Source organism: Clostridium sp. MT-14, from assembly GCF_042436595.1.
In the GTDB taxonomy this organism is placed as follows: domain Bacteria; phylum Bacillota; class Clostridia; order Clostridiales; family Clostridiaceae; genus Clostridium_B; species Clostridium_B aromativorans.
On record NZ_JBHMIY010000009.1, the window covers coordinates 1 to 11,880 of the forward strand.

Below are 11,880 nucleotides of genomic sequence, written 5' to 3' on the forward strand. Positions count from 1 at the left end.
TAAAACCAATTTATCTTATATTTCCTGCTGTATAATAGCTTTTTCTATACCATTCATATACTGATACACTAGGTGCTGTTTATTTTATAAGTGCAAGATGATCAATTATATTGGAACATACTATCGACTGATAAAATTAAAGTTTACACACTATCTCCTTAAAGCTGTTTCCTCTAACTTCAAAATTTGGAAACATGTCGAAGCTAGCGCAAGCTGGTGAAAGAGTAATAATATCTCCATTCTCTGCCAGCTCTCTGGCTTTATTAACTGCATCAAATAAAGAATTAACTACAACTATTGGTACATGAATTCCCTTTTCATTTTTCAATTTATCAAACGCTTCTTTTATCTTACCTTTTGTAGCACCCATTAGTATTAGAGCTTTTATCTTTTTATATCCTTCTTCTGCCAAAACATCAAAGGGTATTTTTTTATCATATCCACCTGCTATCAATATGACGGGTTTCTCAAAAGCCTTGAGCCCGGCCAAAGTTCTAGTAGGGCTTGAAGCAATGGAATCATTATAATATCTTACTCCATCCACAATTCTTACAAATTCACATCTGTGTTCCACGCCAGAAAAATTAATGGCTACTTCCCTCATATCGCCAATATCCGCATCATCTTTCACTGCACAAAAAGCTGCTAAAAAATTTTCAACATTATGCATTCCCCTAATTTTAACTTCCTTTACTTTGCAAACTTCATTCTCATCTATATATAAACTATTATTTTTTACATATCCTCCTCTATTTAACACCCTTTTACTGCTGAACTGCCTTACACTTCCCGGAGCTTCCGCCACCATGGAATTTACTATGTCATTATCCCTATTTAGCACAAGCAAATTACTTTTATCTTGATATCTAAATATATTCTTCTTAGCATTTATATACTCATTCATATCTTTATGGATATCCAAATGATTGGGGCTAATATTTGTTATAATTGCAACTTCAGGTGATACATTCATAGTCATTAATTGAAAACTTGACAGCTCCAATACAACTTTATCTTCACTTCTCATTTCACCTATTTTAGAAAATAGTGGAGTGCCTATATTTCCTCCCACCCATGTCTTATATCCGTGCTCTTTTAAAATATTATACATAATAGTAGTAGTAGTAGTTTTGCCATCACTTCCAGTTACTCCATATATCTTAGCAGGACAGTACTTAATAAATTCCTCCATCTCAGAAGTTATATAGGCTCCTTTCTGCCTGGCTCTTACAAGATACGGATTATCTATTCTCATAGAAGGTGTTTTGAATATCACCTGAAAATTGTTTAAATTATGAAGGTAATCTTCTCCTAATATAAGATTTATATTCTTTTCCCTAAATTCTTTTGCTATTTTTCCTAATTGATTTTCATTTTTTTTATCAAAAGCAGTAACTTTAGCACCTAAGTTCAATAAAAAATTAATTAGAGGCCTGTTACTTATGCCTATGCCAACTACCGCTGTTCTCTTACCTTTTATAAACTCCTTAAACTCTTCAAAGTTTTTCTTCATAAAATTACCTCCATACCAAATCCATTACAATAATTTATATTTCGATTATATAATAACACAACATATTATAAAATAATATACCGTAAATTTTGAATGAAATTTAATACGAAGCATTGTTATCATACCATATAGATATTGTCAAAATAAAATATGTCGATTATAGTCAAAATTATGAGAAAATATTTAATTTAACAACTTTATTGTTGGCTATTGAAAGTTATTCTATTACTATGCTATACTAAGATTGTGCCGTAAGGAAACATTAATATAATTCCCCAAGTTTTAATTAAACATATAACATATCCCCATGATTAAACCCTAATTTACCGAATAACTAAAGTTATTCGGTAAATTTTTTATTTGAATTTACCGCACTAATCACATGTCTTTAAATCAAGATTAGCACGGCATACTACTAAAATTGTATTTTATTTTCAATAAATCCCTTTAAGTTCTCTATTTTAACCCTAATCTGTTTCATGGTATCTCTATCTCTTATAGTAACAGTATCATCTTTCATAGTATCAAAGTCTATTGTTATACAATAAGGAGTCCCAATCTCATCTTCCCTTCTATATCTCTTACCTATACTTCCTGCATCGTCATAATCTATATTAAAATCTCCCTTTAACATGTTATAAACTTCTAGAGATTTTTCCGACAGCTTCTTGCTAAGACAAAGAACTGCTGCTTTAAACGGTGCTATTGCAGGATGGAAATGCAATACTGTCCTTACATCTCCCCCTTCTAGTTCTTCTTCATCATAGGCATCAACTAAAAATGCAAGCACTGCTCTATCTGCTCCTACAGAAGGTTCTATACAATAAGGTATATATTTTTCCTTAGTCATAGGATCCATATAAGTCATTTCTCTCCCCGAGTGATTTTGATGTTGGGTCAAATCGTAGTTCGTTCTATCTGCTATTCCCCAAAGTTCTCCCCAACCAAAGGGAAATAAATATTCTATATCGGAAGTTGCATTACTGTAGTGAGAAAGCTCTTCTTTACCATGATCTCTAAATCTTATATTTTCTTCTTTCATACCAAGGTTCAATAAAAATTTCCAGCAATAATCTTTCCAATAGCTATGCCACTTTAAATCACTTCCCGGTTTACAGAAAAATTCCAGCTCCATTTGCTCAAACTCTCTAGTTCTAAAAGTGAAATTTCCAGGGGTTATTTCATTTCTAAAAGCCTTACCTATTTGAGCTATTCCAAAGGGGATTTTTCTCCTGCTCGTTCTCTGGACATTTTTAAAATTTACAAATATACCTTGAGCCGTTTCAGGCCTTAAATATATCTCTGACTTTGAATCTTCTGTAACTCCCTGAAATGTTTTAAACATAAGATTAAACTGTCTTATATCAGTGAAATTTTTTTTCCCACAGCTTGGGCATACAATATTATTTTCATCTATATATTTTTTTAATTTTTCATTGCTCCATCCATCCGCGCTGGCCTTTTCTATTCCCTTTGAAGTCATGTGTTCCTCTACTAGTTTATCTGCTCTAAATCTGGCTTTACATTCTTTACAATCCATAAGTGGATCAGTAAAATTTCCCACATGGCCTGAAGCCACCCAAACCTCGCTGTTCATAAGTATTGCACAGTCTATTCCCACATTGTGCTCATTTTCATGGACAAATTTCTTCCACCAAGCTTTTTTTACATTATTTTTGAGTTCTACTCCAACGGGTCCATAATCCCAAGTGTTTGCAAGTCCTCCGTATATATCTGAACCAGGATATACAAATCCCCTATTTTTAGCTAAAGCCACTATTTTATCCATAGTCTTTTCAAAATTCATTTATATTTCTCCTTCCCATAAATTATTCAGTTTTTATAATTAATTATTTTTAAACACAAATTATGATTTTAGGTATAAAAAAAGAGCTTGACGTAAAGGGACGAATTAACTCCGCGGTTCCACCCTATTTAGCGTAGGCTCATCTTTCACATATCCAGCTCAAAAGCTCCTCTAGCAAAAAATTTCGTTGTTTACACCACCCACAACTTCTCTTTAGAAATTTATAGTGCTATTTTTCTCTATCATAGCTGCTTATTAAATTGTTTATATAAACTTTATTATACCCCATAATATGCAAATGTAAATATTAATTCATTAAAATTGTAGAATAAAATGGCTCCGTGGAGAGGGCTCGAACCTCCAACCCTTCGGTTAACAGCCGAATGCTCAACCATTGAGCTACCACGGAACGACTTACATGTATAATTATATCATGCAATTTAAAAATTGCAATATATTTTATATTCAAAAGATAATAAATTTAAGGCTTATTATAAAAAATCCAAGGGTTCCTAAATTAATAAAAAACCCCTAGATTTTAAACTATGTCACACATATTTAATTTCAGTAATAAAATAATAATTTTAATGATGTTATGAAACTTACTGTTGCTGATTGGGTTTCATTGTAGGGAAAAGTATAACATCTCTTATAGAATAGGAATCCGTCAAAAACATTATAAGTCTATCTATCCCTACCCCCAACCCTCCAGTCGGCGGCATACCTATTTCAAGTGCATTTATAAAATCTTCATCCATCATATACGCTTCATCATCACCTAATTCTCTTTCCTTTAATTGCTGCAGAAATCTTTCTCTCTGAACTATAGGATCATTTAATTCCGAATAAGCGTTACATATTTCCCTTCCAAACACAAAGCCCTCAAATCGCTCTGTGAACTTATCATTTCCTCTCTTTTTCTTGGTCAGCGGAGATATTTCCACCGGATAATCCATTACAAAAGTAGGCTGAATAAATTTCTCTTCACAAAATTCTTCAAACACCGCATCTAATATATCTCCCCTTGTACAATCTCCCAGGGCTTTCTTAAGCTCAATATCTTTATCACTGGCAATCTTTCTGGCCTCTTCATCGGTTTTTATTTCATCGAAATCTATTCCTGTAAACTTTTTAACCGCATCCACCATGGTAATTCTATTCCATGGTGGTTTAAAATCTATTTCTGTATTTTGATATATTACCTTAGTACTTCCCAGTACTTTTTCACATACATAGGCTATCATATTTTCAGTCAGTTCCATCATATCATTGTAATCGGCAAAGGCTTCATATAATTCAATCGATGTATATTCCGGATTGTGCCTTATATCCATACCTTCATTTCTAAAGCATTTACCAATTTCATATACTTTTTCGAAACCGCCAACTATAAGTCTTTTAAGATATAGTTCTGTAGCAATTCTTAAATACATATCTATATCAAGTGCATTATGATGGGTCGTAAAAGGCTTTGCTGCAGCTCCACCAGCTATTGAAGAAAGTATTGGTGTCTCCACTTCTATATAGTCCTTGTTATCTAGGAATTCTCTCATTGATTTTATTATGGCAGTTCTCTTCAAAAAAGTATCTCTCACTTCTTGATTTATTATCAAATCCACATACCTTTGTCTATACTTTAAATCCGGATCCTTGAGCCCGTGCCATTTTTCTGGAAGAGGTTTTAAAGATTTAGATACCAGCTGAAAATCTATAATATGAATCGTTATCTCACCAGTTTTAGTTTTGAATACTCTGCCTGTTACGGATAAAATATCACCTATATCATAGGATTTATATTCCTTGAGCTTATCTTCACCCACATCATTTATTTTTATATACAGTTGAATCTTTCCATACCTGTCATATAAATCTGAAAACCCGGCTTTACCGTGTACTCTTTTTGATATCAATCTTCCCGCAACAGTTACATCTTTTCCCTCTAGAGTTTCATAGTTATCCCTTACTTCTTTAGAAGTATGAGTCCTATTTACTTTATAAACTTCAAAAGGATCCTTTCCTTCTTCTTTCAAAAGCTCTAATTTTTGCAATCTTTCCTTTATCAATTCATTAGAATTTTCTTCCAGCATGTGTATACTCTTCTCCTCTTTAGTCATGAATATTACCCTCCAATTATCTTCTTATACTCAGTATTTTATATTTACTAACACCATCAGGAACTTGTATTTCAATTATATCCCCCGCTTTTTTCCCCACTAGTCCTTTACCTACAGGTGATTCATTTGATATTTTATTATTAACAGGATCAGCTTCTGCAGATCCTACAATTAAATATTCAACCTCTTCATTAAAATCATAATCTTTCACCTTTACAATGGAACCCACGCTGACTACATCCGGTGGTATTTCATCCTCATCTACTATAGTAGCATTTTTTAGCATATTTTCAAGTTGAACTATTCTTCCCTCTACAAATGCTTGTTCATTTTTAGCACTATCATATTCTGAATTTTCACTCAAATCCCCGAACGAAAGAGCTGTTTTAATCTTTTCCGTAATTTCTTTCCTCTTAACTGTTTTTAAATTCTCCAATTCCTGTTCAAGTTTTCTTATTCCCTCATAAGTCATTACATATTTTTTTGACGTGCTCATTCTGCTCTCCCCTTTTATAATTATATAAAATTCTATCATATCCCATAATATCTTGAATTTTATTACTATTAATTGCCCTTCTCCATTATCATTTAAGTAATTATAAAACAGCACTACTATATTGTCAACGTAATAAAAATTTCATTTCATTAGTTTATAGTTCTCCCCGTTTCTATAAAATCAATTCATCTTTATTAAATTTTATTTTATTTAAAAACACACCATTGGAGTGCAAAGATCTCTCTACATTTCTTTCGCCTAATTGACAAAGTATAGATCCCAAAAGCTCAAAGGATATGTTTTCATACTTAAAACTCCAGGGAATCTTATATCTAATATCATTAACTATAATATTATTTTTATAATAAGGTATATAGCTATTATCCAGATACCATATATATGCCTTGCTATTTATATCAATTCCCCTAGAAGTTATAATAAAATCTGCACTTTTAAAAGAAAAATTCATATCCGACGTGACTATAGGTGTTACACCATAATTTGCCGTAACATACTGTCTGATCCCATTTGCCCTCATAATATTCTTAGAAAGCAGAACTATAAACTTAGCTTCTTTAGCTAAAAAGCATATAGTGTCAAATAAAATAGGCTCTGAAGCATCATAAACAACCATACAACTGCGTCTTATACTTTTTTTTCTATTTCTAAGTATGATTTTCGAACTTGTTACAATACTAAAGGCCATCAATTCCCTTTGGAATTTATTGTACAAATTATAATCAAAATATCTATAAATTTTAGGCGCCAACTGCATATCTTTTATTTTTGACACCTTTTGAGCTCTCAGAATATTATTTTTATAGGAATTAATATTAATATTCAATGGAAATCTTACAATTCCAATTTTGACTCCAAATTCTTTTATAAAAAGTTTTTCCTCCACTCTTATTTTAAATCTATCTTTCATCCTTCCCCAAAAACTATTGTCATCATAAAATATGTTTCTGTCAGATCTAGCATACAAAATAGATTTCAAGCTTGTTATCCTTTTAAATTAGTTACAATATTATTCTATTCTCCCTTTAAATCAAAAATTACAATAGATCTCTATATTTATCTAAAATTTCAAATACACCTTCACTGTGCTTTTCATAGTTTATTTTATCTTTTATTTCCTTACTATTTTTCAAACCTTTTATATACCATGCTATATGCTTTCTCATTTCCTTAACCGCTCTATTTTCACCGCTGTAATAAATTGACTTTTTATAATGTCTTATACACACATCCACCCTTTCCCTAGGTGTAGGATATTCTACAGGACAATTATTCACATACTGCAGTATTTGATTAAATATCCAAGGATTCCCCATAGCTCCTCTCCCAATCATTATTCCATCACACTGCGTTTTATTTAAAATTCTATCTGCATCCTCTGCTGTAAATATGTCTCCATTGCCTATAACTGGAATTTTAACTGCTTTCTTTACTTCCCCTATTATATCCCAATTAGCTTTGCCAATATACATTTGAGCACTAGTTCTGCCATGAACAGCTATAGCATCTGCCCCAGATTGTTCCATACATTTCGCAAAATCTATTACATTTATATTGCGATCATCAAACCCAATTCTCATTTTCACAGTAACAGGCTTTAAAGAAGCCCTTTTCACTTCTTTTACTATTTGTGATGCAAGAATAGGGTTTTTCATCAGGGCAGATCCCTCTCCGTTTTTTACTATTTTATGGGCCGGACACCCCATATTTATATCTACAAGAACAATCTTTTCATTATCGTTAAAAAAATCACAGGACTTAGCCATCACAAGGGGATCACTCCCAAATATCTGCACTCCTACAGATTTTTCTTTAGAAGAGGTCAGAAACATATCCTGAGTTTTTTTATTTCCATAAAACAAAGCTTTAGAGCTTATCATCTCCGTATAGGCAAATCCACACTGCATCTCCCTACATATTTCCCTAAATGCCCTATCTGTAACACCCGCCATGGGAGCTAAAAATACATTATTACAAAATTCCGCTTTCCCTATTTTCATTAAGATATCGGCTCCTTATTTTTGTCATAAATTATTCTAAGTCCTGTTAATGTCAATATGGAATCAATTATATCTATGGACTTAGTTCCTTCCTTTATAAGCTTGGCAAGACCTCCAGTTGCTATCACAAAGGGTTCATCCTCGCCTAAATCCATCATTTCCTTTTTCATTCTCTTAACTATGTAATCTACCTGTCCAATATATCCATATACTAGGCCAGCTTGTATACTAGAGACAGTATTTTTACATATAACCCCAGCGGGTTTAATAATTTCTACTCTAGGAAGTTTAGCAGCCTTTTCAAATAGAGCATCTGAAGATATCTTTATTCCAGGGCATATAGTTCCTCCTAGATAATCCCCTTTAGCAGTAACTGCACAAAATGTAGTAGCTGTTCCAAAATCTATAATAATTATAGATCTCTTGTATATTTCATGAGCAGCTACAGCATTCACTATTCTGTCTGCTCCCACTTCTCTCGGATTGTCATATCTGACATTTATTCCAGTCTTTACTCCAGGCCCAACTATAATGGGAATAACTTTAAAATACTTTATTACCATATGTTCCAATGAATACATGATATTAGGTACTACAGAAGATATAATAGCTCCTTTTATATCCGATAAATTCAATTTATTTTGTAGGAATAGTTCCATTACTTGAACTCCATATTCATCTGCTGTCCTTTTATCATCTGTGGATAATCTCCATACTGAAATAAGCTCATTATCGTCATATACCCCCAATACAATATTGGTATTACCCACATCCAAAACTAAAATCACTAAACAACACCATCTTTCTAAATAAAATTAGTAAATCATTTTATTCATAATATACATAATTCTAGAGCAACTTTAAAGCTGCTCTAGAATTATGTCAAGCTCTGTCAAAATTATAATTTAATTGTATCAATAAAATTCTATTTGTCAAGATAAATCGCGTTCATTTCCCTATTGTATTTTTTTCATGAATTCCTCACTATTTACTATATATCTAACATGGGATCCCTCTCCAATTTTGCCCTTATTGTCCCAGGCTTCAACTTTAAAAAATAACTTCTTCCTGTCAATCTTTTCAAGAATTGCTTCACATCTAACTTTTACATTTACTGGTGATGGCTTAATATGTTTTACGTTTACCTCTATTCCCACCGTAGTGTAGCCTGAAGGAAGGTGAAGATCCACACAGTTTTTACATGTATTTTCAATAAGCGCTATCATTGCAGGCGTAGCAAATACATCCAAATCACCAGAACCCATTTTTTTTGCTGTATCATTCTTAGTTATTTGTATCTCCGCAGTAGAGGTAATACCCTCTTTTAAATTAAATTCCACTATAATCATCTCACTCCGCATAAAATTTACACTTTATAAAACACATAGATTTATTATATCACTGTCAGTTAAGTTTTAAAATATATTACTTACAAAACCATTCTTAGTTTACAATATAAAAAATCCTATGTAACATAGGATTTTTTATATATCGTATTAAATTAAGCTTGAGCAAAAACCTCTTCAAATTCATCTGCCTCAAGTTTTTCTTTTTCAAGCAGTTTCTCAGCAACAGCCCTCAATCTGTTCATATTCTGTGAAAGAAGTTTCTCAGCTTTATTATAGCCTTCATCTATCAATTTCCTTATTTCCTTATCTATTTCAAAAGCTACTTCTTCACTATAATTCTTACCTTTTCCCAAATCCCTTCCTAAAAACACCTCATCATGCCCCGAGCCAAAGGCAATAGGTCCAAGATCACTCATTCCATAATCCATTACCATCTTTCTAGCTATAGTCGTAGCTCTCTCAATATCATTTTTAGCTCCAGTACTAATATCACCGATAACTAACTTTTCTGCCACTCTTCCTCCTAGAAGCCCTACAATTTCATCTTCCAACTTTGCTTTTGACATATAGGAGCTGTCTTTTTCAGGTAGGTGCATGGTATATCCGCCAGCCATTCCTCTTGGTATTATGCTTATCTGATGAACCGGATCTGAATTAGGTAAAAGCTTCATAACCACTGCATGACCTGCCTCATGGTATGCAGTAAGTCTTCTATCTTCTTCATCAATAACCTTACTTTTCTTCTCAGGGCCTGCTATAACTCTAGTTACTGCTTCTTCCAATTCATCCATTCCAATTAAAGTTTTATTTTTTCTAACTGCCAAAAGAGCAGATTCATTCATCAGGTTTTCTAAATCAGCACCAGTAAACCCTGGAGTCCTCTTTGCCAAAACATCCAATTTCACCTCATCGGATAAATGCTTATTCCTGGAATGAACTTTTAATATTTCCTCTCTTCCCTTGACATCTGGAGCACCCACCAATATCTGTCTATCAAATCTTCCAGGTCTTAACAAGGCAGGATCCAGTATATCAGGTCTATTTGTAGCCGCTATCATTATTATTCCTTCATTAGCGCCAAATCCATCCATCTCAACCAATAGTTGATTTAGAGTCTGCTCCCTTTCATCGTGACCTCCACCAAGTCCAGCTCCTCTTTGCCGTCCAACTGCATCTATCTCATCTATAAACACTATACAAGGTGAATTTTTCTTTGCCTGCTCAAATAAATCTCTTACCCTAGAAGCACCTACACCAACAAACATCTCTACAAAATCAGAACCCGATATGCTAAAAAATGGTACCCCTGCCTCACCGGATATTGCCTTTGCCAAAAGTGTTTTACCCGTTCCTGGAGGCCCTACGAGTAAAACTCCCTTAGGTATCCTAGCTCCCATCTCTATATATCTCTTAGGCTGCTTTAGGAAATCCACTATTTCCGCTAGTTCTTCTTTTTCTTCATCTGCCCCCGCAACATCTGCGAAAGTCACTTTTTTCTTATCCGGAGCCGCCATCTTAGCTCTACTCTTACCAAAATTCATAACATTCCGGTTCCCTCCACCGCCTTGCGACTGCTGAATAAACATGAACCAAAATGCCACAAGCATAAGTATTACCAGAACTGTAGGTAAATACTGAACCCACATGGGCATTGTAGCTGGCTTGACGTACATTTCTTGAACTTCACCATCTTTAGGATGTTCTCCTATAAATTGAAACAGTCTTTCAGATGGAACTACAGTTTCATAAGGTGTTCCATCTTTTAAACTTCCTTGAACTGTCATTTTATCTTCTCTAAGTTGAAAACTTTTTATATCGTTATTTAACCAATCCTTTTGAAAATCATTGAAAGTAATAGATACTGAATTATTATCGGTTCTCAATAATAGTAATGCAGCAAGAATTACTAATATAAAAACTATAACCCAGGCCGTTGCACTTGAAAATTTTTTCATTAAAGGCCCCCCTCTCTTTCCAGTTTAATACTGTAAAATTGTATCATAAGTAATATCTCTTTACAATAAATTTTAATGCTAATTATTTATAAACTTCCTCCTTTAATATACCAATATATGGAAAATTCCTATATTTTTCTGCATAATCCAATCCGTATCCTACTAAGAAGTAATCGGGGACTTCAAATCCTATATATTTAACTTTAACATTGACTTTTCTTCTTTCAGCCTTATTTAAGAGAGAAGCTATTTCTATGCTTTTAGCTTTCCTGCCTTTTAAATAATCAACTAAATATGCCAAAGTTGTACCTGAATCTATAATATCCTCCACTATCAACACATACTTACCTTCTATTTCATAATCCAAATCTTTTAAAATTCTTACAACACCTGAACTTTTCGTAGAGTTTCCATAACTGGAAACCGCCATAAAATCCATACTACATGGAATAGTTATCTGTCTCAGCAAATCTGCCATAAATGGGACTGATCCTTTTAATATACCCACCAGCAATAGATCTTTGCCCTCATAATCTCTACTTACTTTTTTTCCTATTTCCCTAACTTTTCCTTTTATCGTGTTCTCATCAAGCAATACTTCTCTAATATCATCACTTATAGTACTCAT

Annotated in this window: 10 protein-coding genes and 1 tRNA gene; all 11 read right to left on the reverse strand. The window is 33.1% G+C overall.

All coding sequences use genetic code 11. The annotated features are described in order from the left end of the window. Positions 1–136 precede the first annotated feature (136 nt). Positions 137–1,513: a UDP-N-acetylmuramoyl-L-alanine--D-glutamate ligase gene (gene murD / locus ACFHWD_RS08355; RefSeq protein WP_150357811.1), complete on the reverse strand. Its 1,377-nt coding sequence runs from the start codon at positions 1,511–1,513 to the stop codon at positions 137–139. A 415-nt stretch (positions 1,514–1,928) separates the two neighbouring features. Next, positions 1,929–3,320, reverse strand: coding sequence for a glycine--tRNA ligase (locus tag ACFHWD_RS08360; RefSeq protein WP_150357810.1), 1,392 nt, complete (start codon positions 3,318–3,320; stop codon positions 1,929–1,931). 334 nt (positions 3,321–3,654) lie between these two features. After that, a tRNA-Asn gene (locus ACFHWD_RS08365) sits at positions 3,655–3,729 on the reverse strand. 193 nt (positions 3,730–3,922) lie between these two features. Further along, positions 3,923–5,434, reverse strand: coding sequence for a lysine--tRNA ligase (lysS, locus tag ACFHWD_RS08370; protein WP_179978173.1), 1,512 nt, complete (start codon positions 5,432–5,434; stop codon positions 3,923–3,925). Positions 5,435–5,450: 16 nt separating this feature from the next. Continuing rightward, on the reverse strand, positions 5,451–5,930 hold the full coding sequence (greA, locus tag ACFHWD_RS08375; RefSeq protein WP_150357808.1) for a transcription elongation factor GreA: 480 nt from the start codon (positions 5,928–5,930) through the stop codon (positions 5,451–5,453). A gap of 172 nt (positions 5,931–6,102) precedes the next feature. Further along, positions 6,103–6,927 (reverse strand): hypothetical protein, encoded by an 825-nt coding sequence (locus ACFHWD_RS08380; RefSeq protein WP_150357807.1) that lies wholly within the window; start codon positions 6,925–6,927, stop codon positions 6,103–6,105. A 58-nt stretch (positions 6,928–6,985) separates the two neighbouring features. After that, on the reverse strand, positions 6,986–7,948 hold the full coding sequence (gene dusB / locus ACFHWD_RS08385; protein ID WP_150357806.1) for a tRNA dihydrouridine synthase DusB: 963 nt from the start codon (positions 7,946–7,948) through the stop codon (positions 6,986–6,988). Continuing rightward, positions 7,948–8,736 (reverse strand): type III pantothenate kinase, encoded by a 789-nt coding sequence (locus ACFHWD_RS08390; RefSeq protein ID WP_150357805.1) that lies wholly within the window; start codon positions 8,734–8,736, stop codon positions 7,948–7,950. Before ACFHWD_RS08390 ends, dusB begins: the two co-directional genes overlap by 1 nt. A gap of 168 nt (positions 8,737–8,904) precedes the next feature. Next, positions 8,905–9,288: a thioesterase family protein gene (locus tag ACFHWD_RS08395; RefSeq protein ID WP_150357813.1), complete on the reverse strand. Its 384-nt coding sequence runs from the start codon at positions 9,286–9,288 to the stop codon at positions 8,905–8,907. Between the two features lie 161 nt (positions 9,289–9,449). Beyond that, entirely contained in the window at positions 9,450–11,252 is a 1,803-nt protein-coding gene (gene ftsH / locus ACFHWD_RS08400; protein ID WP_150357804.1) for an ATP-dependent zinc metalloprotease FtsH, read from the reverse strand. A gap of 82 nt (positions 11,253–11,334) precedes the next feature. Beyond that, positions 11,335–11,880, reverse strand: a complete 546-nt coding sequence (gene hpt / locus ACFHWD_RS08405; protein ID WP_150357803.1) for a hypoxanthine phosphoribosyltransferase — start codon at positions 11,878–11,880, stop codon at positions 11,335–11,337.